The organism is Leptospira bouyouniensis, from assembly GCF_004769525.1.
Taxonomy (GTDB): domain Bacteria; phylum Spirochaetota; class Leptospiria; order Leptospirales; family Leptospiraceae; genus Leptospira_A; species Leptospira_A bouyouniensis.
The window spans coordinates 558,630-585,469 of record NZ_RQFT01000012.1 but is presented as its reverse complement, the minus strand read 5'-3'; the positions used below and the strand labels follow the sequence as shown (position 1 = coordinate 585,469).

At 39.5% G+C, this 26,840-nt stretch carries 23 protein-coding genes and 2 pseudogenes; 3 read left to right on the top strand and 22 right to left on the bottom strand.

What is annotated here, in order from left to right; all coding sequences use genetic code 11:
- Window positions 1-18: 18 nt before the first annotated feature.
- Window positions 19-1,227, bottom strand: a complete 1,209-nt coding sequence (locus EHQ43_RS16895; RefSeq protein ID WP_135741717.1) for a bifunctional 3,4-dihydroxy-2-butanone-4-phosphate synthase/GTP cyclohydrolase II — start codon at window positions 1,225-1,227, stop codon at window positions 19-21.
- A gap of 118 nt (window positions 1,228-1,345) precedes the next feature.
- Between EHQ43_RS16895 and EHQ43_RS16890 the strand changes: the two genes are divergently transcribed.
- A complete protein-coding gene (locus EHQ43_RS16890; protein WP_135741716.1) occupies window positions 1,346-1,723 on the top strand; it encodes an STAS domain-containing protein in 378 nt (125 codons plus the stop codon).
- 6 nt (window positions 1,724-1,729) lie between these two features.
- Here EHQ43_RS16890 and EHQ43_RS16885 read toward each other — a convergent pair whose 3' ends face one another.
- From EHQ43_RS16885 to rplM, 18 genes and pseudogenes are all read right to left on the bottom strand, one after another.
- Window positions 1,730-2,335 (bottom strand): riboflavin synthase, encoded by a 606-nt coding sequence (locus EHQ43_RS16885; RefSeq protein WP_135741715.1) that lies wholly within the window; start codon window positions 2,333-2,335, stop codon window positions 1,730-1,732.
- A 3-nt stretch (window positions 2,336-2,338) separates the two neighbouring features.
- Entirely contained in the window at window positions 2,339-3,688 is a 1,350-nt protein-coding gene (locus EHQ43_RS16880; protein ID WP_135771792.1) for a bifunctional diaminohydroxyphosphoribosylaminopyrimidine deaminase/5-amino-6-(5-phosphoribosylamino)uracil reductase RibD, read from the bottom strand.
- Between the two features lie 10 nt (window positions 3,689-3,698).
- On the bottom strand, window positions 3,699-4,637 hold the full coding sequence (gene secF / locus EHQ43_RS16875) for a protein translocase subunit SecF (protein ID WP_135771791.1): 939 nt from the start codon (window positions 4,635-4,637) through the stop codon (window positions 3,699-3,701).
- Window positions 4,630-6,564 (bottom strand): protein translocase subunit SecD, encoded by a 1,935-nt coding sequence (gene secD, locus EHQ43_RS16870; protein ID WP_135754911.1) that lies wholly within the window; start codon window positions 6,562-6,564, stop codon window positions 4,630-4,632. The genes secF and secD overlap by 8 nt, the downstream gene beginning before the upstream one ends.
- A 21-nt stretch (window positions 6,565-6,585) precedes the next feature.
- Complete coding sequence (locus tag EHQ43_RS16865; protein ID WP_135771790.1) at window positions 6,586-7,215, bottom strand: SRP-less Sec system protein; 630 nt, start codon at window positions 7,213-7,215, stop codon at window positions 6,586-6,588.
- A gap of 1 nt (window position 7,216) precedes the next feature.
- Window positions 7,217-7,540 carry a preprotein translocase subunit YajC gene (gene yajC / locus EHQ43_RS16860; protein ID WP_135741710.1) on the bottom strand — a complete coding sequence of 108 codons (324 nt, stop codon included), beginning with the start codon at window positions 7,538-7,540 and terminating at the stop codon, window positions 7,217-7,219.
- Window positions 7,541-7,557: 17 nt separating this feature from the next.
- Window positions 7,558-8,595 carry an anthranilate phosphoribosyltransferase gene (gene trpD, locus EHQ43_RS16855; RefSeq protein ID WP_135754909.1) on the bottom strand — a complete coding sequence of 346 codons (1,038 nt, stop codon included), beginning with the start codon at window positions 8,593-8,595 and terminating at the stop codon, window positions 7,558-7,560.
- Window positions 8,576-9,322: a CDP-diacylglycerol--glycerol-3-phosphate 3-phosphatidyltransferase gene (gene pgsA, locus EHQ43_RS16850; RefSeq protein WP_135741708.1), complete on the bottom strand. Its 747-nt coding sequence runs from the start codon at window positions 9,320-9,322 to the stop codon at window positions 8,576-8,578. Before pgsA ends, trpD begins: the two co-directional genes overlap by 20 nt.
- Window positions 9,322-10,668 carry a 30S ribosomal protein S12 methylthiotransferase RimO gene (gene rimO, locus EHQ43_RS16845; protein ID WP_135771789.1) on the bottom strand — a complete coding sequence of 449 codons (1,347 nt, stop codon included), beginning with the start codon at window positions 10,666-10,668 and terminating at the stop codon, window positions 9,322-9,324. Before rimO ends, pgsA begins: the two co-directional genes overlap by 1 nt.
- On the bottom strand, window positions 10,668-11,768 hold the full coding sequence (locus EHQ43_RS16840; protein ID WP_135771788.1) for a helix-turn-helix domain-containing protein: 1,101 nt from the start codon (window positions 11,766-11,768) through the stop codon (window positions 10,668-10,670). The genes rimO and EHQ43_RS16840 overlap by 1 nt, the downstream gene beginning before the upstream one ends.
- Window positions 11,769-11,786: 18 nt before the next feature.
- On the bottom strand, window positions 11,787-12,488 hold the full coding sequence (locus tag EHQ43_RS16835; protein ID WP_135741705.1) for a LolA family protein: 702 nt from the start codon (window positions 12,486-12,488) through the stop codon (window positions 11,787-11,789).
- A gap of 40 nt (window positions 12,489-12,528) precedes the next feature.
- A pseudogene (locus EHQ43_RS19890) lies at window positions 12,529-14,199 on the bottom strand (DNA translocase FtsK); the annotation flags it as partial.
- Window positions 14,179-15,576 (bottom strand): annotated as a pseudogene (locus tag EHQ43_RS19905) (DNA translocase FtsK 4TM domain-containing protein); the annotation flags it as partial. The pseudogenes EHQ43_RS19890 and EHQ43_RS19905, both read right to left, overlap by 21 nt.
- Before the next feature lie 77 nt (window positions 15,577-15,653).
- The gene (locus EHQ43_RS16825; protein ID WP_135641285.1) at window positions 15,654-16,151 is read right to left on the bottom strand and encodes a YajQ family cyclic di-GMP-binding protein; all 498 of its coding nucleotides are present in this window, start codon (window positions 16,149-16,151) and stop codon (window positions 15,654-15,656) included.
- A 20-nt stretch (window positions 16,152-16,171) separates the two neighbouring features.
- Window positions 16,172-18,931, bottom strand: a complete 2,760-nt coding sequence (gene alaS, locus EHQ43_RS16820) for an alanine--tRNA ligase (protein WP_135771786.1) — start codon at window positions 18,929-18,931, stop codon at window positions 16,172-16,174.
- Between the two features lie 49 nt (window positions 18,932-18,980).
- Window positions 18,981-20,234 (bottom strand): MFS transporter, encoded by a 1,254-nt coding sequence (locus EHQ43_RS16815; protein WP_135771785.1) that lies wholly within the window; start codon window positions 20,232-20,234, stop codon window positions 18,981-18,983.
- Window positions 20,235-20,317: 83 nt separating this feature from the next.
- Window positions 20,318-20,713, bottom strand: a complete 396-nt coding sequence (gene rpsI / locus EHQ43_RS16810; protein WP_135741701.1) for a 30S ribosomal protein S9 — start codon at window positions 20,711-20,713, stop codon at window positions 20,318-20,320.
- A gap of 1 nt (window position 20,714) precedes the next feature.
- Window positions 20,715-21,167 (bottom strand): 50S ribosomal protein L13, encoded by a 453-nt coding sequence (gene rplM / locus EHQ43_RS16805; RefSeq protein ID WP_015675928.1) that lies wholly within the window; start codon window positions 21,165-21,167, stop codon window positions 20,715-20,717.
- Window positions 21,168-21,245: 78 nt separating this feature from the next.
- Here rplM and thiL point away from each other — a divergent pair, with 78 nt between their 5' ends.
- The gene (gene thiL / locus EHQ43_RS16800; RefSeq protein ID WP_135754903.1) at window positions 21,246-22,154 is read left to right on the top strand and encodes a thiamine-phosphate kinase; all 909 of its coding nucleotides are present in this window, start codon (window positions 21,246-21,248) and stop codon (window positions 22,152-22,154) included.
- Here thiL and EHQ43_RS16795 read toward each other — a convergent pair.
- Together EHQ43_RS16795 and pcnB are read right to left on the bottom strand one after the other, a co-directional pair.
- Entirely contained in the window at window positions 22,133-23,407 is a 1,275-nt protein-coding gene (locus tag EHQ43_RS16795; protein ID WP_135741699.1) for a hybrid sensor histidine kinase/response regulator, read from the bottom strand. The genes thiL and EHQ43_RS16795 overlap by 22 nt on opposite strands.
- A 60-nt stretch (window positions 23,408-23,467) precedes the next feature.
- Entirely contained in the window at window positions 23,468-24,943 is a 1,476-nt protein-coding gene (gene pcnB, locus EHQ43_RS16790; protein ID WP_135741698.1) for a polynucleotide adenylyltransferase PcnB, read from the bottom strand.
- Window positions 24,944-25,010: 67 nt separating this feature from the next.
- Between pcnB and EHQ43_RS16785 the strand changes: the two genes are divergently transcribed.
- The gene (locus EHQ43_RS16785) at window positions 25,011-26,012 is read left to right on the top strand and encodes a M23 family metallopeptidase (RefSeq protein ID WP_135741697.1); all 1,002 of its coding nucleotides are present in this window, start codon (window positions 25,011-25,013) and stop codon (window positions 26,010-26,012) included.
- A gap of 253 nt (window positions 26,013-26,265) precedes the next feature.
- On the opposite strand, the gene EHQ43_RS16780 is transcribed toward EHQ43_RS16785, so the two are convergent.
- Window positions 26,266-26,712 carry a DoxX family protein gene (locus EHQ43_RS16780; protein WP_015678844.1) on the bottom strand — a complete coding sequence of 149 codons (447 nt, stop codon included), beginning with the start codon at window positions 26,710-26,712 and terminating at the stop codon, window positions 26,266-26,268.
- Window positions 26,713-26,840: the final 128 nt, after the last annotated feature.

Genomic DNA, 26,840 nt, shown 5'->3' with positions numbered 1-26,840 from the left:
TGCGAAAGTCAAAAACAACTAACCGTGTAAGTTTAATAGGTGCCCAAGTTTCGTTTTTTTCGTTTGAAGGTACTTTTGATTTTCTTCCACAGGATCGATTTCAATGGGAACCCTTTCTGTCACATGGAGGTTGTATCCCTCAAGACCCACAATCTTACGAGGGTTATTCGTGATTAGCTTCATTTGTTTAACACCAATGTCTCGGAGGATCTGAGCCCCGATTCCATATTCACGTAAATCTGGAGCAAATCCTAATTTTTCATTGGCTTCCACAGTATCAAGCCCACCTTCTTGTAAAGAATAGGCTTTGAGTTTGTTAATGATCCCAATCCCTCTCCCTTCTTGGCGCATATAAAGTAAAACTCCCCGCCCTTCTTTTTCAATCATTCGGAGAGCGTTGTGGAGTTGAGGTCCACAATCACAACGTTGTGAAGAAAAGATATCTCCCGTCAAACACTCGCTATGAACTCGAACGAGCACTGGTTTGTCAGGTTCGATATCTCCTTTCACGAGTGCCATGTGAATTTTATCATCAATTTGAGTCGAATAGGCTTTGATTTTAAAATCACCAAACTCTGTTGGAAGATTTGCTTCCACTTCTAAGTGGATGAGTTTTTCTTTATGTCTACGGTATCGGATCAGGTCTTCTATCGTATAAATATTGAGTCCGTGGGTTTTGGCAAATTTTTCTAAATCAGGGATCCTTGCCATGGAACCATCATCATTCATGATTTCACAGATGACACCACTTGGGTATAAGCCAGCTAACTTAGATAAGTCGACAGCTGCTTCAGTATGACCTGCCCGACGTAACACTCCACCTGTCACTGCTTGCAGAGGAAACAAGTGACCTGGTCGCATGAGATCATCTGGTTTTGTTTTGGGATCGAGTAAGACTTCTACTGTTTTGGCTCTGTCGTGGGCCGAAATTCCCGTACTAGTTCCAAATTTTGCATCCACTGAAACGGTAAATGCAGTCCCATGTTTGTCACCAAGTGTAAGGTCATCTACCATTTTGCCGAGACCCAAACTTTGTAACCTTTCCCGCTCCATTGGGACACAAATGAGTCCACGTCCATGGGTCGCCATAAAATTGATTTTGTCTTTGTCTGCAAACTGGGACGCGCAGACCAAATCACCTTCGTTTTCTCTGTCTTCAGAATCGACGAGGATGATCATTTTGCCTTGGCGGATTTCTTCGATTGCTTCTTCGATCGGACGTATCATTGGGAAAGGCCTCTATATACTAAAACTCTGAAAGCCGTTCCGAATTAAAGAAGATTCCCAAAGAAATTCATTGATTTTTCCTATTTCTTTTGTCTAAATGTTCCGGATCGGAGGACTTGTGGAGCTGAAATTAAACACAATAGGAAAGATCAAAACCATCGAAATCGCTGGGAAATTTGATATTGAGTCCACAGAAGAGTTTGAATCCATTTTCAACAAATTGATTGAATCAAGTCCAAACCTCGTTTCCATCGAAATGAGTCGGCTCGATTACATTGATTCATCTGGGATTGGGTCTCTTATCAAAAGCCTTAATTCTCTTAAAAACAAAAAGGGAAAACTTTTACTTGTTGGTATGAAACCGATGATCCAAAATGTATTTAAATTAGCAAAGCTTGATATGTTTTTCGAAATCATGAATAGCTCTGACTTTCAATCCAAGTACATTGATGCAGATTCTGATTCCGATATTGATGATTTATTAAAAAGAAATTAATTCCATTTAAAGTTGTCTGCCTGCCAAATAATTTTCAATGTATTTGGCTAGGACATCCACCTCGACATTCAGTCGTTGATCCTTTTTCCAAGAGTTTGCATTGGTTTTTTGTATGGTTTCTGGAATAAGAATCAGTTGGATATTCCCATCTTTTACATCGACTACGGTGAGACTGATTCCATCTAAAGTAACAGATCCTTTTTTTACAAAAAAACGTCTTAAATCTTCTGGAATTTCCACCCAAAACTCTTCCACTTCATTTTCAATTTGTTTGCGACTGATTACTATTGCCATGCCATCCACATGACCTTGGACCATATGACCACCAAACCTTTGCCCTAGTGCCATGGCACGTTCCAAATTCACGAGGGATCCTTCCCCTAACCGAGACAAGTTGGTTAACTCCAATGATTTAAACGAAGCATAAAATTGGAATAAATTCCCCAAGTCAGAAAATTTTGTAACGGTCATACAAGCACCGTTTATGGCAATTGAGTCACCAAGTTTGATATCTGGATTTTCCCATTCCGTTTGGATGGTAAATTGAATTCCAGAATCAATAGGTTCGATTTGAACGACTTTCCCTAAAGTTTCAACAAGTCCAGTAAACATATTCTATGTACTCCTTTTTGGTTTTCGTATGAATACAGAATTGGAACCAATTTTAAATTCAGAAAGGATGTGCTCATTTTGGTAAACAAATGGAATCCCATGAGGAATTGATTTTTCAAAATTTCGAATTTCTAATATACAATCTTCATCTGACAAATTTTCGTTTAAAAAGTTAGGAAAAAAACTACCTGCTTCGCATAACAAAGAATTAATTCCAAATTTTCCCAGGGTTTTTAAAAATAGGTCCCCGTCATTTTTCCCTATAGGAAAAATAGGATGTAGGGAAAGTGTTTCCATTTGGTTTCTGATTTCGAAAGGCAAATCAAATATTTCTGCTTCAACATTAATAGTATCCACAATTACAAAAAAAATACATTTTTTTTCACCGTAACGATCATTAAGTTCCATTTGTTTGGAGAAAAAATTCTCACTAGGTAGACGTTTTGGATCCAAAACAAAGACTCGATAGGGTTGGTATTTTCCTTCTTCTAATTGGTGGAGTAAAGTTGTGTCCCTTGCCCATTTTGTAAGTGAAGTAAACAAATTTGTTGCTGCTTCAAAAAAAGGAATTAGTTCTGTTTGACGTTTTGGTAACCCCGCCAAACGGATCATTTCCTCAGTGATCCGAAAGTGTAACGATGGTTCATCGATAAAGATTGTATTCGGACCACATGCCACAGCATCAAATTTTGCTCGTAAGATTTGTAAGTAGAGATCGATTTCAACCGAACTCACTCGCTCTTTTTTAAGAGATGAATCAGCGTAATTTCCTTCTTTGGAAGTCGCAGATTTGATCCAAACCCAAGGTAATCCCGTTTGTATACGTTTTATAAAACCTTGCAAATATGGAATAGATGTATTGGCAAGCATTGGATCCAAACGAACGGTAATGCCCTTTTCCTGATAGGATTCCCAGTCTCCTGATATAACCAATGGATTTGGATCTTTCCAACCAATCAAAAGTTCTTTTGGTTTGGATTCGAGCACCAAATCACGGCAAGGTGGTGTTTTTCCAAAATGGGTACAAGGTTCAAGGCTTACCGATAAAATGAAGTCAGAAAGAAAAACTCCCGAATTCGTATTCTTCTGACTCGTATCTGCTTCGTTAGTTTCCGATAATGGACTTTCTTTTGGAATGATTTGATTTAAAGAATGTTGTTTTTGAAGTAATGAAAAAAGTTCCCTTTCAGCATGGTTTCCACCATACTCTTGGGTGTGAGCTTTTTCTATAACATTGCCATTTAAATCTGTGAGAACGGCTGAGACAGGAGGGTTTCCACCAGTTTTTCCCATGGCAAGAAACCCAAGCAGGGAATGCAGAGAATAAAGTTCTTTCCTTTTCTCTACATTCATCTAATCCCTATTAAGTGAATCTTTTTTTCCTGAGCCTATCATAAATCTCAGAAATAGGAGCCGCAATGTAGATGGAAGAATAGGTTCCGACAATCACACCAAATAGTAAAACAAATGCAAAATCATACAATTCGGCTGCACCACCAACAATGATTGCTACTACCGAAATCATTGTTGTAAAGGATGTATTGATCGTCCTTCCCAATGTTTGCGAAATAGATACGTTGATGATGTTGGAAAGTGCTAAATTGTCTTTACCATGAGCATTCTCACGGATCCGGTCAAATACAACAATTTTATCGTTTATGGAGTAACCAAGTAACGTAAGGAGGGCTGCGATGATCGGAACACTAGGTTTGATTTGTAAAAATCCAATGAGAGCAAGAGTCATGAGAATGTCATGCACAAGAGCAATTGCAGATGCGAGGGCAAACTTAAATTGAGATCGAATACTTAAATACAATAGGATAATCCCAAGTGTTGTTAGGAGTAATGTGATACCCACTTCTGTGAGTTCCCCACCTACTACAGCGCCCACTTGGTCTGCAGATAATACCTTTTCTTTCGGTAAGTTAAATTCAAATCGAAGTAGTTGCACAAACCTGTCAATTGCAGATGTAGAAGATTCCCTTTTGTCTTCGGGAATTTCTTTAAACAACTCTTCAATCGTAGAAAGTGAGCCAAGTCCGATGTCCAATTGAAAAATGTTTTTTTCTTTTTCGAGTAAGATGACAACCGCTTCAATTTTTTTCGTTTGGAAATAGGATTCTAAGTCCGCACGAGTTTTATCCTTGGGTAATTCTACAACTGTCCTTAGTCCACCATTAAAATCGAGTGAGTGAGCAAACCCACCATACTTAGCGAAGGTGATGACAAATCCTAAAACTATGGCCAAAAAAGAAATACTCAGAGTGAAATATTTATACTTCGTGAAATTGATATTATACATGTTTTACCTCTTTTTTTCCAAAGAAAAAAGGTCTTAGGTTCAAATGATGGATTCCGAATCGATTAACGGAAAGTTCCATAAACAAACGAGACAAAAATAAGGATGTGAAAAGTGTTGTGACAATTCCCCAACAAAGAGTGATCGCAAAACCTTTGATAGGTCCATTTCCGAGACGGATCATTAAAATCCCTGCAATGAGAGTGGTTACGTTTGCATCCATAATGGTCCAGAAAGCATTTTCAAAACCTCTTGTGACGGCAATCGAAAGTGCACGCCCTTCTTCGATTTCCTCACGAATCCTCTCATAAATAATCACGTTTGCATCTACTGCCATACCTGCAGTTAAGATAATCCCCGCAATCCCTGGCAAAGTAAGTGTAAAGTCCATTAAAGTAAGGAGAGCCGCAAGAATAATGATATTTACAAGTAACGATAAGTCTGCTATAAATCCACCTAACCGGTAGTAGAAGATCATATATACCATTACGAGAAAAAATCCAATCGCAACAGCTTTTACACCAACTTCAATCGATTCAATCCCGAGAGTTGGTCCAATAAAACGCATCTCAAGAACAGAAAGAGGAATCGGCAGGGCGCCTTCAGAAATGACATTCGCCAATCGAATTGCTTCTTGTTCTGAAAAACTTCCTGAAATCTCAGCTCTTCCGCCAGCAATCGGGTCATTGATCACAGGATTGGAGATAACTTTATCTCCCCAAACAATTGCTAGGTTACGGCCCCGATTTTCCGAAGTTAAATCAAAAAATTTCTCAGCCCCATTTGGAGTCAGCGTAAAACTTACCATCCATCCATATGAGTTGGAATTATATGACGGTTGTGCATTGGTCATATCATTTCCAGAAAGAGCAATTTTTCTTTCTAATACAACAAAACTCCTAGGAAGTAAAGTGGACTTTGCAGAATTACCGCGAGCCCACATTGCATATACCTTATAATCTTTTGGAATATTGTATTTTTTTTCAAGGCCTGCAAGAAACTCATCTTGGGCTTTTTTCCCTGCTTTGTTTTTAACAAGTTCTTGGAAAAGATAAATGTCAGTTTTTTCTCTTTGTCCAAGCTCCATAAGTCGACTTTCACTATCACTTATGATTTTTTTATATGTAAAAGAATTTGGTTCTTCTAATCGGTATTCGACTGTTTCAGTATTTTGTAAAATCTCTAAGATCGCTGCAGAATTGGAAACTCCTGGAAGTGATACTTCAATCGCATCTTGTTCCTTTTGGATCCTAACTTGTGGTTCTGTTAAGTTTTGTGTTGTTAAACGATTGTCGATGATCATCTTTGCTTTTTCTAGTTCGACAATTTTACGCATTGGCGATAAATCAAAACTGGATTCTATTTCTGCGAGACGATTTTTTGCCTTTTCGATGTCATCTGGTTTTGCAAGTGAATTATTAAGAGTAACATTCAATTCGGTGATTTCCTTTGCATAAAGGTCTCTTAATTTCGAAGTATAATCTTCAAAATCACCTTTTAAAACCACTCGCATTCCACCTTGTAAATCCAGACCAAGTTTGATAGACAAAGACTTACCGCCACGGATCATGTTCTCGATCCAAGTAGGTTCTAATTTGTTTTTGCCTTCATTCACCAAACTTTGGTTCTCTTGTGATATTTGATTGATTTTGGCAGAAGTAATAAATCTGCCATTCACAGTATAAAAAGGATTTTCTTTAGGAGGGAGTGTCCCTTTTGGCTCAATAGTCCAACCTGAACTTTTTCCATAATCCTTCTCCCACCTTTCAAACAATCCATTAACAAGTGTTTTTTGATCTTCTTCAGGAAGGGAATAAACATCCTCTCTCACCACCAGTTTCAAAGTTCGGTCGGCAAAGTTTGGATACAAAATGGTAAATGATACCACTAAAATGAAAAATGGTAGAAGTAAGAGTCGATACGATTGCAAGTTGATTTGCTCCTAAAAATTTTATCTTCTATAAGAACGACTGCTAGAGCCTGGACGTGCGGATCTAAGTCTGTAAAAAGCAAAGAGGATAATAATCCCAAGGATCATCATCGCTTTTTTGTATTTGGCAAAAAATTCGGAAAAATTAAAAAAAGATTTTCCTGGATCTTTTACACCATTTGTTTCCGAACCAGCATTAGTAATTTCTTTATTACTAAGTTTTACTTCTCCACTGAAGCCAGGAAGTCCCACTGGTTCTGCTGACACTGGTGAATCCATCCACAATGCATTGGAAACTACTTCTTCTTCTTCAATCACTGCTGGTTGTTTTTCAACAGGATTCAAAGTTTTTTCATTCACAATTGGATTCGCATTTTGGTTTGTCACCAAATTGTTGTTTTGTGGAAGTGCTTCAGTTGTCAGTTGTGTTTGTTTTGATTTCTTTTTAGATTTCTTCTTTTTCCCTGTAGTTGTTCCTGCCGTAGAAACAACATTGTTTTGCTTTTTTGTTGAGGTTTGGACAGAGTCTTCTTTGGGTTTTGTGGTAGTTTTCGGTTTATCGTTTACTTTATCCAAAAAATCCAAACCCTCTTGTGAAAAAAGAGAAGTAGAAAACAAAACAATAAGGAGTATACAGAAGAAATGTTTCATCTTATGCTTTTTTCTTTAGAATGGCACTAGTATCAAACGTTACATTCGTATTGGCTGAGATACTAAGAACAACAGTTTCGTTATTGTCTTTGAATTCTACGATTTTGCCGTGAAGCCCGCTACTTGTGACCACTGTATCACCTTTTTGTAAGTTACCGATCATTTCTTTTCTTTTTTTCTCTTCTTTTTTGTTCGGAAGGATCACAAGAAAGTACATTGCGACGAGCATTATCGGAATGATGATGAGGGACTGAAGGGAAGACTTTGCTCCCTCTTCTTGGGCAAGGATTAGGAATTGTGATGTTAAAAAATCTAAATTGAACATAGCTATTTATCCAATGTTTACAGGGCTGATCTTAAATTCAATGTTTCACGAACGAATCGGAGAACTTTTTTCGAGAGTAAGGCATCTCTTGCGATTTCATACCCTGTCTTTACATCTTTCACTGCACCAAGTAAAAATAGGGAAACACCTGCGTTCAAAGAGACCATGGCAGTCCCTCCCGTTGCCGAACTTGGGTCCAAAACGGCACGGAATAGCGCTTCCGCTCCTTCTTTAGAGGAAGAGAACACTGTATTTCGATCAAGTTCACTCTCAGTCAAACGAAGTTCCTTCGGGTCAAAACGAAGTTCTTGTGTGTCCTTTCCATCAAAAAAGGCATAGTCAGTTGGTTCGAAAATGGAAAACTCATCCAATCCATCCTGAGAATGGCAAACAATCGCTTGCTTCAAACCCAGTTTCCCCAAAATTTCCGCCATCGGTAGGCAAAGTGATCGGTCATAAACCCCAACAATTTGGTGGGTAGGTGAAAACGGATTGGAAAGTGGTCCTATCAGATTGAAAAATGTCCGAAACCCAAGTGCGGCTCTCACTGGACCTGCATACTTCATTGCAGGGTGCCAAGCCGGTGCAAATAAAAACACAAACCCTGTGCGGAGGAATTCGTTTTCACATTCTTCGTGGGTTCGTTCCAAAGGATACCCTAGTCCCGATAGGATATCGGAGCTCCCTGATAACGAAGAGACAGAACGGTTTCCATGTTTTGCCACTTTATGGCCAAGACTTGCGAGTGTGAGTGCAGAAAGAGTGGAAACATTGAGTGTTCCCTTTCCATCCCCACCTGTCCCACATGTATCTAAAAAATCAAAACCAAAGTTAGTTTTAGGTTTAATTGCATGGTGGCGCATAGCTCGCACAAAACCAAAAAGTTCGTCCGTTGTTTCTCCTTTCATTTTCATAGCAGTGAGAAAGGAAGCAAGCATAGGTTCGGGAACTTTCCCATCCATGACTTCGTTTAAAAAGAATTCAGCATGGGTATCCACCAAATGGTGTCCAGACACCACTTGGCCAAGTATATCTTTAATTGTGGGAGCGGTCATAAAAAATCCTTTTGAGATTTGAAAAGGTTAACAGTTGATAATTGGTAACAATGTAACGAAGGCCCGAGATCACAGTGATAAAAGTAGTGAATAACATTCCGAAATAAGGAACAAAGGAAGCAATGGAATCAAAAAAATCTTTGAACGTTAAATTCTCCGACGTTTTCACCATTGTATAAAACTCGTTGGCATGTTGCGATGCGACTTCAAAAGTAGAATACCCAGCCAATTTTCCCATCGCATAGGTTTCGTTGATCATGGCACGGCGTTTTCCAGAGATGAGCATAAACACAACGAGAATGATAAGGATTGCACCCATTTGGAAAGCAGTTTTGACCTTTCCCATCATGGTCGTACGCAAACTATTTCCCGAACGAACCGCAATATAACGAAGGAAAGTGATGAGCATGTCCCGCCCTACAATGAGAACCACCATCCAAACTTCAATGGGTTCATGGATGAATAAAAAAGTAACAAAACAACCAATGACTAAAAATTTATCAGCAAGTGGGTCTAAAAATTTTCCAAATTCAGTTTGTTGGTTCCATTTTCGTGCCAGATACCCATCAACCAAATCAGTTAGGGATGCAAGTGCAAAAATGACAAAGGCAAAGATCTGGTATTCCCATTCTTTTTGGAATAGGGCAAAAATAAAAAACGGTAAAGCAAGAACCCTAAGGACCGTTAGTAGGTTTGGGATATTGGCAATGGTTTTCCAATCTTCCACTAAACCACCCAAGTCCCTGACATATCCAGTTCGTAAAAAGAATCCACTCTGACCTTTCCAAATTGGCCGACTTTTAATCCTTTTTCTTCCACATACACAACTTCATCAATTTCTGGCGCATCTTGTAGGCGTCGGACAATGGCTCCTTCGTCTAACACTTCATCTACGACACAAGAGTATACTTTGCCTATTCGGTTTTGGTGGATGGATTTTAAGGTTCCAAGATAGGCATCACGGACTAGATTCACACGGCGTGCAATCTCTTTGTCTTTCAGTTGTCCTTCCATCGTTGCCCCTTTGGTTCCGTCTTGTGGTGAATAAGGAAAAAGATTTACCTTTTCCGGTTTCACATCTTCCACAAAACGAATGATCTCTTCGACATCTTCCATGGTTTCTCCAGGAAACCCAAGGATGAAGGAAGTGCGGATTTCTAAATCAGGTCGGATGTCCCTTGCTTTTTGGAAAAGAGATTTAAAGAATTCATAATCGCCCGTGCGGTTCATAGATTTTAAAACGGATTTGGAAACATGTTGCAATGGGCTTTCCAAATACGGGGCAATTTTAGGAATTTCTCGGTACAGATCGAGTAACTTTTCAGTTTTTTTATCTGGATACAAATAGAGGAGTCTCAATATTTCAAGTCCCTCGACCGCCGCCACAGAGCGAACCAAGTCCATGAGTTTGTCTGTGTCCTTGCCATAAAAAACAGTGTCTTGGGAAACAAGGCAGATTTCTTTCGAACCAGCTTTGATCGCAAGTTTCGTTTGTTCTAAGACATCATTGATGTCTGTGTCCCTGTACTTCCCACGTAAATTGGGAATGATACAAAAATGGCAACCTCGGTTACATCCATCAGAGATTTTCACGTAGGAATATGGTTTGGAATAGTTTTCAATGCCTTTCGAAGTTTTTAATCTTTCCAAAAGGTCTTCATTGAATTCTGTTAAGTCTTTGAAGTCGAGTGGGAAGGTGTTTCGAAGGATTTCCCCTGCTTTGTCATACTTTCCTGTACCAAAATGAAGGTCCACTTCTGGAAGGTCAGCAGAGATTTCCTTTCCTGCACGTTCCGCAAAACAGCCAACGACAACTAACTTTTGTTTGTTTTTCTTTTTGATATCAATGGAATCAAGGATGGTTTGGATGGTTTCTTTTGTAGCATCTTGGATAAAGGTACAAGTATTCACTAAGTGAAAATCACTGGCTTCTGGGTCTGCAGCTGGGAGTAGTCCTTCTTTTAATAAGGACTGGTGCATTGCCATTGAGTCCACCGTGTTTTTCGGACAACCTAAGGTTGTAATGAAAAACGACTTTGGTGTCACTTCCGTTTTGTCCTTTTGTTTTGGCATTATTCGCCTAACTCTCCAATAATGGACTGAGTGGAGTCGTATGGATTTGGTTTGCGAATAAAGATTTTTTTCACAAGTTTTCCTGGTTTCCCGAGAACCACTCGTTCTTTTCCATTTTGCACCATCTCCACTGCCCCACCATCCCCAACTTTGATTTCGAGTCTATCACGGGCTTCTAAGTGTTTTACTTCACCCGCAGAAACAAGTCCTCGTTCGCCCATTTGACCATCTAATACAAATTCAACGTAACTTGGTTTAGAGAAAAACAGTGTTACTTGGATAGGAACATCTCCTACAGGAGATTTCACAGCAACCCCTTCCCTTTCTTCTTTTAAAGTCACAAGGACTTTCGCTGATTTTTCTGTCACAGCTTGTGTCACCACTCGGATATCACGACGAAGTGAGGAAAGTTCTTCTATTTTATAAGAAAGGATGGTTTCTTCCCCTTCTGCCGTTTGGAAAAAATATACATTTTTTTCAGGGAAAATATTGAATCCGAGGTTTGCTTTTCCATTGGAAACACCTTTGATAAACATCTTACACTGTTGGTTGTTCACACTAAAACTCACACCACGGTCTTCCGTGAGGATAAACGGTACACTTGCATTTTCAGGAACACTTTGGGATACAAAATTGATACCAGAAGGAATGTCTGAACTACTCGTCGGTTCAACACTTTGGCTCACCTCAGTGTTGTCTTCATCCATGGAAACAGAACCTGAATCTTCAAAACTGATGTAGATGATATACGCCGAGATCACAAACAAAAAGAGGGAAACAAGGCTTATGATTTTATTGCGGTCTAAACTAAATGGAGTGGTTGTCGGACGAGTGAGTTCTTCAAGAGGTGCTTGTGATTCTTCAATTTGTTCCCCGCGATATAAATTGAGTAACATCGCAGTATCCAATTTTAAATAACTGGCATAATTTTTTAAAAAACCAAGAGCAAAGGTTTCGGCTGGGAACTGAGAATAATCTTCCGTTTCCAAAGCGATGATGTATTTGGCCGCAATGTTTGTTTCTTTTGCGACATCTTTCACAGAAAGTTTTTTGTCTTCTCTTGCTTCTCTTAGGATCTGACCAACTCGTTTTGTATTCAAAATGAACTCCTCTTAGGTTTAGTTCTCAGAGACAAGTGGGTTGTTGACAATCTTCGCGTTCCCGCTCATATGAAAATTGAAAACTCCATCTTGGATTTCTTCCGAAAAATTGATATTTGAAAATGTTATCGTTGTGACTTTGCCACGACCATCGGTCGCCACTGCTTTTTTAATTAAGTAAGATTCTGAATCCACGAAGAGTTTCATCTTTTCAAACCCACCAATTTTTTCCCTTTGGTCGAGATCGAGAACGAAGTATTTTGTAGCATCACCGACAGAACGAGGCTGTTCGATGGTATCAAATTTATAATGGTATTTTCGAAAGAGACGGTTTAGACCATCGGGACTGTTTGTCGTAAAGATAGGACCTGAGGAATTTTTACGATCAAGGGTAAGGTCTTGTTTGCCAACTGCACCTAAACGTTTGATAAAGATATGGAGGGTTTTTCCATCGGAAACAATTTCGTCACCTTCTGGCTCAGCAAAGTTATAACGAATTTTTCCGGGGCGTTTGTAGAAACATTTCCCACGCATCTGTTTTTCTTTTTTGTTGTCTTCCGTTTTGATGAGAAAATCAGCCGAATACGAATTGATTTCGCTGAAGTTTTTTTTGATCTTTTTGACTACTTCCGAAGGGGAATGCCAATTGTGAGCCGGACTTGTTTGGGCCTCCAAAGAAACTCCCAAAACAAGTAACAAAAATCCGATCCATACTTTCATAGATTCCCAGTTTTTCAGACAAACTTCTCTTGTCGATGATTTACGCTGAACGTAAGATTTCCCGAGGTTTTGCCCCGACTTGCGGAGAAACATAACCCCTCATTTCCATGAGTTCCATAAGCCTTGCCGCTTTGTTGTATCCAATCCTCATCCTACGTTGCAAATAACTCGCACTGGCTTTTTTTTCGGTCACGACAATATTCCAAGCTTCATCGAAGAGTTCTTCATCTTCATCAGAGGCCATTTCGATATTCGTTTCATCGTCCCAGTTCATTTCCACATATGCGGGAGCCCCTTGCTTTTTCGCCTCTTCGACAATGGAATCAATTTCCTTCTCTTCAATGTAAGGAGCTTGGATCCGCATGAGGTCACTCGATGTCGGCGAACGGTATAAAAAGTCCCCTTTTCCCAGTAAGGTTTCGGCCCCACTGGTATCAAGGATCGTACGTGAATCTGTTTTTTGAGCCACTTGGAAGGCAACACGAGCTGGGCAGTTTGCTTTGATGACCCCAGTGATTACATCCACCGATGGCCTTTGTGTTGCCATGACCAAATGGATTCCCACTGCCCTTGCTTTTTGGGAAATACGTTGGATTTGTTCTTCTAAATCTTTCCCAGAAACCATCATGAGGTCCGCAAGCTCATCAATGAAGATCACGATGTATGGGAGTTTTTGGAACCCTTTGGCATGGGCATATTCCTCTACCTTTTCATTGAAACTTTTAAAGTCCCGACTTTTCAATTGGGAAATCATTTGGTAACGACTCTCCATCTCTTGGATGGCCCATGACAATGCCTTTGTTGCTTTTTTTGGATCGGTGATGACAGGCATCAGTAGATGAGGGATTCCTTCGTAAAGGGTCATCTCCACCATCTTTGGATCGATCATGATAAATCTCACTTCTTCAGGAGAACGAGTACAGATCAGGCTTGTGATCATTGCATTGATACTCACCGACTTTCCTGATCCCGTTGTCCCTGCGACAAGTAAGTGTGGAAGTTTGGCGATATCAATCATCACTAGTTTTCCAGAAATATCCTTACCAATACAAATCGAAAGGTCTTTCGCTTTTTGTTGGAGGATGGTGTCTTTTAAGATTTCTGATAAAAACACATCTTCTCGCACTCGGTTTGGAACTTCAATTCCAATGGACGCCTTACCAGGGATAGGTGCTACAATCCGGATATTTTTCACTTCGAGGTAGGCTCTGATCTCATCGGATAAGGAAACAATTCGGTTCAATTTGATTCCGTTTGGAATAGTGATTTCGTAACGAGTGATGATTGGTCCTCGTTCTTTGGTGATGACCTTTGATTCAATGCCGAAGTGACCTGTGGACTCTTCGATTTTTTTGGCGATCAGGTCGAGTTCTGAATCATTTTTTAAAATATTGGCGACAGGCACTTGGTGGGACGCAAGTAACCTAGGAGAAATATAATATTTCCCTTTTTTCAATTTGGGTTTTGGTACCATGGAACCAAACATGAGTTCTTGCTGTTCTTTCGTGTCTTTTGGAGGTTGTTTTTTCTTACCGAAATTGCCAGCGCTTAAATTGGAACGAACCATCGGAGATGATTCTTCCACTGCTAATGTTTCCAATGTTTCTTCTTCAAACTCAAATTCATTTCCCTCTAACGAAGAGGAGTCTGTTTCTTCATCATCGGAAAGATCGAATGTATCTGTTTCAAAACCAGTTTCTTCCACTAGTGACAAACGTACCGATTCTGGGATCGGGATGGTAATTGTTGGAGAATTTTCTTCTGCTTCCGTCTCCTCCTCAAACTCACTTTCGATATATATTTTTTGCGTTTCTTTGAGTTCGTATCCATCGGGATTCACTTCAGAATCTACCCAATCAGACGTGTCAGCTGCAAGGGGAAACGAATCCAAATTACGTTTTGCAAAAGGAAATGGATTTTCACCTAACGCGGATTTAATTGGATTTAGTTTGGGAAGTTCCAATTCATCAAGAGCCAAAGTAGGTTCGAGTTTTGGTTTCCATTTTGCTTCGGGGAATTGGAAAATGATTTTGGATTCTCGGTCCTCTTCTTTTCCTTCATCAAAGGATTGGAAACCTTCGTTTCCCGATTCCACCTCTTTGCGTTTGTCTGTGAGTTGGACGCGGGGTTTGGATTCTTTTTGTCCTGACTCCACAAAGGGATGGCTTCCATTTTGTTTTTGGAAACGAAATACAGTTTCTGATGCATCAAAAAAACCGCCAAAATGATTTGTATTTTGGAAGCGAACCGATGTTAAATTTTGTTTTGCCGATTGAGCCAACTTGTGTGTATCGGACAGAGCAGATTCTTTGTCCCAAACTCCATTGGATGAAAAAGACGAGGTAGTTTTTGTACCTTCTGGGTTTTTCAAATTTTCCTTTGCGACTACATTCCAAAAATGATGAGCCAAATCTTCTTTGGACTCTTCTTCTGTTTGCACTTGGAACCAATTTTTTTGTTTCACGTCCGCTTCAGGCGCACGGCGTGTGGACACAACTGATTCCATAAAGGAAGGTAGTTTGAGATGAGGGAACTCTTTCCTTCCTCCCATGAGGTGATATAATTTTTCAGAAACGGAATGGATGGTAGAAAAGGTATAAGACCAAGCCCCGTCTTCCAACCAAATCACGGCAAAGTATAAATACAGAAAAAAAACAACAAGGACACGCCCTGTCTCTCCAAAGAGATAAGAAAAAATCCAAGAAAAAAATTGGCCGAGGATCCCACCACTATCTCCGACATGGCCCATCGGAGTTTCCAGTAAGTTCAAACTCACAGTGGTAGCGATGAGAAATAGAGGAAAAAATAATGCCTTACTCAAACTATCAAATTCAGGGTTTCTAAGAGAAAGGACACCCAAAAGCAAAACGAACCCAGCGAGTAAAAAGGAAGCTTTTCCAAGTAAGTAAAAAAGGGTGAGAGCGATATAATGCCCAAGCCTTCCAAACCAATTGAAAAGTGACCCATCCTCTCCTTCTTGGAAGGAAAAAAGGGATAACAGTAAAAATACTCCAGAAAATACGAATAAATACGGGAGGAAATCTTTTCTAGGCAAAGTCCATCCCCATACGGATTTTTTAGGGTCCATACGGGAAATATCGGAAGGTTTCGAGACATAGACAGAAAAAAATTGGAAGCGAGAGAAGCTTTCTATTCTGTCAGAAATTATCCTTTAAAGTTCGTAAAATTGGCATCAAAATTAAAATTTGCATTGCGGATCGCTGCCATCACTTCCTGCAAATCGTCCTTCTTTTTGCCCACCACTCGCACCGAATCCCCTTGGATCGTTGCTTGCACTTTTAATTTTTGGTCTTTGATGAGGGTTGTGATTTGTTTGGTTTGTTCTTTGTCCAATCCATTCTGGATTTTCACCTTCATCCGAACCGTTTGCCCTGTGGCCGCTTCTATTTTGGAATCAAAATCAAAGGCTTTGAGGCTGATCCCCCGTTTTGCCATTTTGGTCGTAAGGACATCAATCACTTGTTTAAGTTTGATTTCGTTTTCAGAAGTTAATACCAACTGATCGTCTGTGATTTTAATTTCGGAATTGGATCCTTTAAAATCAAAACGTGTTTGGATCTCCGTCATTGCTTGGGAGACCGCGTTTTGTAATTCAGGTCGATCGAGTTTCGATACAATGTCAAAGGAAGGGTCTTGTGCCATTTTGATTCTCCAAATTCTTATTACGATAATTTTGTTTTTGCAAGGGAAAGGGCAAACTCCAATGACTTGGCAACGGATTCAGGTTTTTTACCACCACCTTGAGCCATATCTGGTCGTCCGCCACCTTTCCCATCTAACATAACTAAGGTTTCTTTGAGCATATCTCCACAGTGGATCCCACGTTCATTCAAAACCTTATTACACATAAATACAAGGGTAGATGTTTCCCCTTCCGTTGTTCCAAACAAACATAGTATTTCTGGTTCCTTGGCTTTGAGTGAGTCCGCTAAATCTTTAAGAGACTTTGCATCTACAGAAGGAAACAATTCTGTCACCACCTTGCCTTTCGGGAACTTGTGTGCTTTTTGTAACAATCCATCCACAAGTTCAGGATTCATTTGAAAATTTTCTTGTTCCCTCTTCTTTTTGGCTTTGAAAAGAGCACTGGACTTCTCGTCCAATTCATTCTCTAATTCTTCCCGAAGTTTGCGAAGCCGAGTTACGATCCCTTTACCCTCTCGAAGAAACATCGATTGTAATGATTCTGGAGACGGAACCTCTTTTGTAATTCCATATTCTTTTAGGTCACCAAACGTTTCTTTTGTGGTTAAGTTATGGGTTTCAATTTTGGATGCCAAGGTTTGGAATTGGTGTAAAAAATAACTCACAACAGATTCACCACAAATTGCTTCAATCCTTCTGTTACCTGCTCCAGGGCTTCCTTCTTTCACGATGGCAAAAAATCCAATCTCTTTGGTATTGGATACATGAGTCCCCCCGCAAAATTCTTTGGATTTATCACCCATTGAAATCACTCGGACAACACTTCCATATTTTTCATCAAACATAGAAAGGGCACCCGACCCTTTGGCCTCGTCAAGACTCAATACTTCAGTTTTGACTGGGATCTCTTGGTTTACAGCTTCGTTGACATCTGTTTCTATTTGGATGATTTCTTCCTTGGAGAGAGCTTTCGGATGAGAAAAATCAAATCGTAAGTAATCAGATGATACGATGGATCCTTTTTGAGACACATGAGTTCCAAGAATCCTTCGGAGTGCACCATTTAACAAATGTGTGCCGGAGTGATGGTTTGCTAGATTTTGTCTACGTTCCACTTCAATTTCAGAATCGACGACCTCACCCACAGAAAGATTTCCTTTTAAAATCATTCCCATATGTAAGAATGTATCATTTTCTTTTTGAGTATCTTGGACCTGGAATTGGAAACCTTCTTTTTTTAAGTAACCAGTGTCACCAATCTGACCACCGCCTTCTGCATAAAAAGGAGTTTTGTCGAGAACAATCACGGCCTCTTCCCCTTGTTTGGCAGACGGAACGGATTTTCCATCCACAAACAAATAAAGGACCTTTGATTTCGATTTTGATTCCGTATAACCTAAAAATTCTGTTTTTAATTCAGGAGAAACGGTAAGACCAGTCAGGTATTGGATTTTTTTTCCTTTCCAACTTGCACGTGACAAGTCTCGGTCTTTTTCCAATTCCTCTTCAAATCCTTTGTCGTCAAAAGAAAACCCTCGTTCTTCGACAAGTTCCTTTGTCATCTCTCTTGGGAACCCATAAGTAGAATATAAACGGAACCCTTCTTTTCCTGTAACAACTGTTTGTTTTTCTTTTTTCAGATGGTCTAAAACCGATTCTAATTCCTCAAGGCCCACTTCAAGTGTATGAAGGAATAGTTCTTCTTCTTTTTTGAAGATAGATTCGATGTCTTTTGCTTTGTCTTTTAATTCGGGGTAACGGACCGAATACAAATCCTTTAATGTGCTAACCAATTTGTATAAAAATGGTTCGTGGATTCCAAGTTTTCTGGCAAAAAGGGAAGCACGCCTAATGAGACGGCGGATCACATACCCACGCCCCGTACGGTCTGGGTAAATCCCATCACCAAGTGAAAAAAATACAGAACGAGAATGGTCAGTAATCACACGAAACGATTGTTTGGTGGTTTCGTCATATTTATAACCAGAAAGGGTTTCAATTTGTTTGATGATGGACTTTAACTCATCGGTATCATACACCGAGTCTACTTCTTGTAATAACATGGCCACACGTTCAAGACCGGAACCTGTATCAATCCCAGTTTGTTTCAAAGGGAGTAATTCCCCCGAAACCGTTTGGTTGAATTGGTTAAAAACTAAATTCCAATACTCTAAGTAACGATCACAATCACAACCAGGTTTGCAATTGGGGTTGTTGCCACAATTAGGGCCTCCTTTTTCTGGCCCCCTATCCAAATACAATTCCGAACAAGGACCACAGGCACCACTGTCACCAGCAGGGCCCCAAAAATTATCTTTTTTTCCAAGCCTTACAATTCGTTCTTCAGGAATCCCGGCATCCATCCAAATCTTTTTAGCTTCATCATCATCTAAGTAAATTGTGACCCAAATTTTATCTTTTGGAATTTCTAATTTGTTTAAGGAAAAATCTAACGCGTATTCGATGGCTTCTTTTTTAAAATAATCACCAAAGGAAAAATTTCCTAACATTTCAAAAAATGTACAATGCCTTTCTGTTTTACCGACAACTTCCAAATCAGTGGTACGAACACATTTTTGAATGGAGGCAGCCCTTGTGTATGGTAATTCTACAGCCCCAGTGAAGAGTGGTTTGAACTGCACCATACCTGCAGTGGTAAATAATAATGTGGGATCCCCTTTTGGGATGAGGCTAGAAGATGGCACAATTGTGTGCCCTTTCTCTTGGAAATAGTTCGTGTACAACCTTGCGATTTCTTGGACCGATTTGAACTTCATACACTTACACGGAAATCGGATTTGCCTCCTAGGGCAAGGAAATTCGAAATTAACTTTGACGTAATTCCGTATACCTCAGGAAGGAAAACAAAGAAATCAAAAGAAAACTTAGTCCAAAACCAATGAAGGTCCAAAAACTTCCCGCATGGTCACTCATGACACTTGCAAAAAAACCAGAAACTGCTGGAGTGAATTGGAAACACACGGTATATAGGGAAAGGATCCTACCTCGGAGTCCATCTTCTGCGCGTTTTTGTAAAATGGCAGGCATAAGGCTAGAAAGGATTCCACCGGATACTCCAAAACAAAACAAAAAAAACGAAGTCGCCCTTGCATCATAAAAAGGGATAAATCCCAAAAAGAAAACAGAAGAACATGCAAACACGGATAGTAAAACCAAACCCTTTCGTTCGAGGTGATGGAAGAGGATTGTGAGGATTCCGCCAAGGAATAAACCTGGACCGAGGAATACAAGGACCGACCCACGTGCAAGTTCCCCAAGACCCAGTTCTTGTTTCACATACTGAGGGAGAACAACTTGGATTGGACCAAGGGCAAGCATACTAAACACAGCAACCCACATCACTTGTCTTGAAACTCTGTCTTCTTTTAAAAAATGTAATACCAATTTGAGACTACCAGAAAGAGAAGGTATCTCCGAAGTTTGGATTCCTTTGTTTTCTTCTCTACTCGTCGGATCGTTTGCATTTGATTTAAAATTTACTGCTTGAGTTGTGGAAAAACTTTCCTTATGTTTAGAACTTAACAATGTAAAGGCGACCATGGAAACGGCATGTAATCCCGCTAGAACAAGAAACAATTGGGAATAGGATTCAAATTCCCGATACCATCCAACGGCAAGTGGACTCATCCCAAAGGAAAAAATTAGGAGTAAATTGCCGGCGATGGTATGAAAGACAAGTTTATGGGATTCCATTACCTCACGAAGCAGTGCCATTCGTCCCGGTAATACCGTTGTCATTCCGATCCCGTTGATAAATGCGAGAGGTAATAGTAAATAGGGATAGGCTTCAAATATCCAAATCCCTCCTCCAAGAAGCAGTGCTGATAAAAATAAAAAAAACTGAAAACACACAACTACCCATTTTTTGGAATACCGATCGAGTAAATACCCAGTATACAAAAAGAATAAAGGAAACGGTAAAAACAAAAAGAAAAATACAATCCCAGAAAATCCCTTAACCACCGTTAGTGTCTGAGAAAAAATCACAATCGAGTATAAAAAACAACTGCTAGCAAAGGTTCCAAAGGCGAAGGCAAGGTAAAAGATGATTTTGTTCATAGATGGTAAGTGTTAGACGGAGAAGAAAAAAAAAGCCTCCCGAAGGAGGCTTCTCGTATCGGAAAAAAAGAGGAGATTTCCGATTAACGTTTTGAGAACTGAGTTCCCCGGCGTGCTTTGTGTAGACCGTATTTTTTACGTTCCACCATACGGCTATCACGAGTGAGAAATCCTTCTTTTTTCAAAGTCGGTTTGAGTGACTCATTGAAAGCAACAAGTGCGCGCGCTACAGCGTGACGAATCGCTCCGACTTGTCCAATCACTCCACCACCTGTTACGTTGAGAGCAATGTCGTATTTGTCACGAGCTTCTAAAACAAGTAGAGGCTCAAGTGCACGGCGAACTAAATGTTCTCCGTTTTTAATGTAATCGTTTACATCTTTATGATTCACTGTGATTTTTCCTGTTCCCGATGCGATTTTCGCACGTGCAACAGATGTTTTGCGTCGGCCTACAGCCCAAACTGCTTTTTGCGCCATCTTATTTTAACTCCAGTTTTAGGGGCTTTTGTGCACCTAGGTTGTGGTCATTACCTGCGAATACGCGGCAATTTTTTAACATTTGGTCACCTAACTTAGATTTAGGTAACATTCCTTTCACTGCTTCCATGATCACTCTTTCTGGGTTCTCTTGGATGAGTTTGTGGAAAGCGATGGCAGTCATACCACCTGGGTATCTTGAGTGGTGGTAATAAATTTTTTGTTCTCTTTTGCGACCAGTAACAGCCACTTTAGAAGCATTAACGATGATGATGTTATCTCCACAATCCTGGTTTGGAGTGAATGTAGATTTGTGTTTTCCGCGCAGCCTGGAAGCGACTTGACTTGCCAATCTTCCGAGAGTTTTATCAGTTGCGTCCACAACAAACCACTGTTTTTGTACGGCTTCTTTTGCAATAGAAGGGGTCTTGTGGGCTTTAGACAATAGTTCCATAAGTACGAGATTTTCCTCTTTTATGTCAGGATTTTCGGTTTTCACAACGGGTCAAACAAATTTATTGGAAACGAAGCTTTGAAAGAATCAGACATTATACGCAGTTTATTTGGGCATATCCCTCCCCCAGAAGACGATTGTTATTTTCTGGCACCGGACCGCCTTGTGACAACGGATTCGCTTTCGGAGGGAACCCATTTCCTTCACAAATGGTCAAGTCCAGAGGTTCTTGCAGGAAAACTTGTCGAAGTGAATGTATCCGACATCACAGCTTCGGGTGGAGTTCCCAAAGAGTGTTTTTTAAACTTAGGCCTCTCGCCCACATCTCGAAAAAAAGAATGGGTATTGGCATTTTCCAAAGCTTTACGCAATTCACTCCACCAATATGGAATGAAACTAGCCGGTGGCGACACCTTTTCCTCTCCCACCACCCAATTGACTCTTACGGTTGTAGGGACTGTTAAAAAACCTTGGCTTCGTTCTGGGGGAAAACCAGGAGATTACCTTTATATCACGGGGGATTTGGGACAAAGCTTACTCGGTTACCAAAGTTTGAAAAAAAAATGGCAGGGCAGAGGTTTCAAAGAATCAATTGAAAAACACCTTTTGCCAAAATCGAGACATATCCTACAAAAACCACTCTCTAAGTATACAATCCATGCTTGTATGGACATTACTGATGGACTGATCCAAGATTCCGAGAGGTTGGCACTTGCCTCTAAAGGAAAACTCATCATCCAGATAGAATCTGTCCCCTTACACTCATTAGCTGTTAAAAAACTTGGATTAGACGCTTGTCTTGGTTCTGGTGAAGAACTAGAACTTTTGTTTTTATCACCAGACATCCTACCGAATCAAATCGCTTCCCTTCCCGTGACAATGATTGGTCGGTTTGTAAAAGGAAAACCAGGGACAAAATTCTTAAATGAAGGAAAAACCTATGTTCCCAAAAACAAAGGTTTCCTTCATTTCAGTGAAGAAGAATAAGGTAAGAAAATTTTGAATTCAATTTTGGTTTCCTTTGAATCGTTTGTATGGTCTACCAAATTAAGAGCAGTGATTGTGCCGCCAAATTTTTCAATCGTTTGTTTGACGAAACTTAATCCAATTCCAAAATCTAAAGAACCGTGCTTTTCATAAATATTCTTTGTAATTCTAAAAAATGGTTCAAAGATTAATTCTAAATAATCATTTGATATTCCCTTCTCTGAGAATTCTTCTTCTGCATATGAATTTATAGTCGATAGGTAAATCCCATCAGAATTAAAATTAAAGAGGAAATAGATCTTACTAGAATTTTTAGAAAATCTCATTGCATTCAATAGTAGCTCTAATAAAATATTTTTGAAATATTTTGCATTCCATTTAATCATTTTTGAATTTTGATTTGATCCTTTGTATTCAGGAATTAACAGAATTTGATCTTTTAATTGCAATAGAGGTTGAATTTCCTCTTTTAATTTTATTATTTCATTGAATAATTGAATCGGTGATACTTCCTCAATCTCTACCCTATCAAAAATGACATCTTCAATTTCAGCAAATCGATCCAATACTTTCTTCGAATAAATGGCGTTTTCATCTAAAATATTCAAAATTTCTAAATCTAAGATAACTCCACCATTTTCGGCCTTTGGCATAGCTTTGATGAGATCTATCAACTGAGTTAATACTCCAAAACCAGCACCTTGCGCTAAACTTGTCCTAAGTCCATAAAAAAGGTTTTTGTGTAATTCATTCGTATTCAAATCTCCTTTTTTAATTCGTGTATTTTTGTAACTATACCATTCCAATAATTTTTCTAAAGATATGATTTTTTCCCTTTCATAATCAGAATAAACATACACATCTTCTTTATTTGATAATTGGTATTGAATTCGTGAGAGTAATTCACTGGGTATCACAGGTTTGATTAGGTATTCCTGCACATGTTCCTTCATGACTTCTATGATCTGTTTTGGATCTTCCGTTGAGGTAATCACCAAAATTGGAATGTGTTTATTCACTTTTCGAATTTCTCTAACAAAATCCAAACCATTCCCACTGGGAAGTTGTAAGTCAGTTATGACAATATTTTGATTTTGTAAGTGATTTTCAGTTAAGAATTGGATGGCTGGTTCTATATCAGAAAAACAAGTTACTTCCATACCTTGCTTTCGTAAAATACCATCGTACAATAAAGAAATTGTTGGATCATCTTCGAGTAGAATGACTCTTGCTAATGAAGAATGTGTTCCCATCTAATCATATCAGACGATGGAAACACTTTTTCTACAAGCAGTTGTTTTAATTTTTATGAACTAATTGTCCCCTGGATTCGCATCTTCGATTTTTTTCTCCGAAACGAAACCTTTTGGTTCCTCTAATTCACTAGAATTGGGTTCCTGGGTTGTGTTTTGGTTAGGATTCCCTCCACCCCTTCGGTCCCTGTGTTTTTTTCTTGGTGGGCGCTTTTTGTTCCCTTCTTTTTTACGATTCTGTTGGCCAAATTGATGGCTATCCGGTTTTGGTCTTTGCCTGAGTGAGATTTCCCAAAAGAATGCAGTTTGAACGGCAGATTCATTGTTTTCGGAAATGGCAACAATCTTATACACCATAAACGCATCGTAAAAATAGTCCTTCTTTTTGAAGAAAGAATTTTGCCTTTCTTTTTCGTCGTCTGTGACTTGGAAACGAGGTTGGCTGATAAAAATTTTAACTAAATTATCTTGTTCACGTTTCGGAATTCCCATACGCTCAAATACAGGCATCAAACTCTCTTTGATGTTATGCGCTAGGTGACCACGATCATTTTCATAGAGGTCTTTTACGATATCGTAAAAAATTAATGAATAAAAGATCGCGGGTGTCATTTCTTCCCTTGCAGAAAGAAGTTTATCAGTCACAGCGAGTCTTTTACCGAGTGGTGTGTCCATAAAATGTTCACGCCATTCTGGATCTGTTTTCCTTAATTTATCAGCAGGTTCTTTGAATAAAACATCGAGTAGATGGTTTTCAGCTAACCCTTCAAAGATGATGGAAGTTTTCCATGTACGAAACATTTTGTTGTACTCTTCCAATAACCTTGCTGTGGACGATTTTTCGAGTTCCAAACGGTTCTTTTTAATTGCTAGTTTGGTTTTTTTCTCGATGTCGAGTCCTAGTAATACAGAAAATTTAACGGCTCGTAACATACGAACTGGATCTTCTTTAAAGGAAATGTCTGGATCACCGATGACCCTAACAATTTTCTTTTGAATGTCTTCAAACCCACCAACGTAATCCAAAATGGAATCGTTTTTAGGATCGTAAAACAGCGAATTGATGGTAAAGTCGCGTCTTGCCGCGTCTTCCTTTGCTGTACCGAAGGAATTGTCCCGCTTGATGAGATAATCGTTTTCTGCTTTGTGTTTTTCCAAACGATGTTCCGGTAATGATCGGAACGTAGAGACTTCAATAATTTTGCCTTTAAAAATGATGTGTACAATTTTAAATCGTTTACCGATGATCCGGCAGTTATTGAAGATCCTTTTGATTTGGTTTGGTGTCGCACTAGTGACAATGTCAAAATCTTTTGGGCGTTTGCCCATCAGCAGATCTCTGACTCCTCCACCGACTAAATAGGCCTTGTAACGAAACTTGTTCAATCGATTGATGATTTTAATCGCATCTTCATCGATATTGGCCCTGCGTATGGAGTGAGTTTCTCGATAGTATCTCTTTCCCTCGGGGTACATCAAAAAGGAATCGACAGAGTCGGCTTTCTTTCTGAAAAGAGAAGTGAGAAATTTAAACATATTGGATTCATCCACTTTCCCCTGAAAAATGGCATGGGCAAGGAAAAAATTGGCTGGATAACGAACATTGGCAGAAACTTACGTCACAACCGCCTACGAAAGGCTCCAAATTGCGCATTTAAGGTGGAAAAAACGCTTACAAAAGTGGATTTCCCGAAGCCGAGAAAAGGTGAGTTTTGTCCTCATCCCCAATGATGAAAAACCTTTGGCACAAATTGAAATTTCAGTGGGAATGCTCGGCTTTCTCTTTGGGCTTTCTATCTCACTTGTCTTATTATCCTTTGGCCTTCTCCTTTATTTTTCGTTTTTTTTTGAACGGAATCTTTCCTTAGAGAAAAAAACAGAAACCCAACTTGTTTCCTTTCTGTTCTATGACCTACTCTCCAAAGACCTCCGCGAATCTGTGGAAGAATTGGAATCTATGACTGAATCTCTCAATTTGCTTGCCTGGGAAGAAATCCCAGAAAAGGAAATGATCACACAAGATTATCTTCTCAAAGAAGAGTTTCGAAAAGATGCAAGCGAACTTGATTCGAATCTTTTACTTTTCCAACAAGTTGTTACCACCTACACCCAATTTGGTGTAAGACTCGGTAACCTTGTACCCAATTTTCAGAATGCCATTGATTACCTTTCCATGAGAGAGAGCATTTTTTATTCGATGCCAAGGGGTCGACCTCTAAAACCTGGTGTTGGTGTTGTCACTTCTACTTTTGGGTATCGCAGTGATCCATTTGGAATTTTGCCTGTGGGAGAATACCACTCAGGGATTGACTTTGCCGCTGGAGAAGGAACACCCATTTATGCGACGGGTCCTGGGATCATTGCAGTGGATACGGCTGTTGGTGGTCTTGGAAAATCAGTTCGGATCAACCATGAAAATGGATTTTTTACTTTGTATGGACACTGCTCCCTCATCCTCGTGAACCCAGGTGACCGTGTGAAACGTGGGGATAAAATTGCCCTTGTAGGACAAACGGGAAAGGCAACGGGGGCACATGTTCACTACGAAGTACGCATTGGTCTCGATGCTCCACTTGACCCGGAAGAATACATTAACTTAGATTAATTGGCCAAAACCACTTTTTAAATTTGAATCACCAACAGCGAATGCACCGAGGATATACTGATCTTGATACCATTCAATCAGTAGTCGTTCCAAAAAATTTCAAAGTCAATATGGTGATCTCGAAACATCCACAAAAGATTCGTTCCAATAAAAAAACCAACCTTCGCAGGATTCCTCTAGGAAAAGGTTGGTATCGTTTAAAATGATTGAAACTGACTCAATTCAGAGCCAGCGAAATTGAAATCTATTTTGATTAGAACTTTCCGATCAAATTAAAATCAACGGAATACACACCCGCTCCGCCTACAATGAGAGCCAGTAAAAGTCCGATGGCAAGAATATGGAATTCATATCCTTCTCCTTTTTGGTTTCCATTCCAATTGATGAAAAAACCGTTTTGTCTGTGTGCAAGGAAAGCAGCACCGAACATGATGATCGCAATCGAGAGAGCTGCAAATTTTGTTAAAAATCCAACGAGTAACAAAACAGATCCAAACGATTCACCGAGGATGATGAGAACAGCAAGGAAACCAGGGAATTTCATGGTCCCTGTAAAAAAACCATAAGTTCCTTTGAATCCGTATCCTCCAAACCAACCGAGAAGTTTTTGGGCACCGTGTGGGAAAATCACAACAAACGCTGTGATGCGTAAAATAAGTGGGATAATGTCCCCTGAAGTAGAAAATAGAATATCAAACATAGTTATATCTCCTTAGATCGATATTTGATAGTTTAATATTAAACTATCTAGAGTCAAGACAATTTTCATCATTTTTTGCCTCCCTTTTTCTCCCTTATTTTGCTTTAAATTCTCCTTTCCCCTGTAAG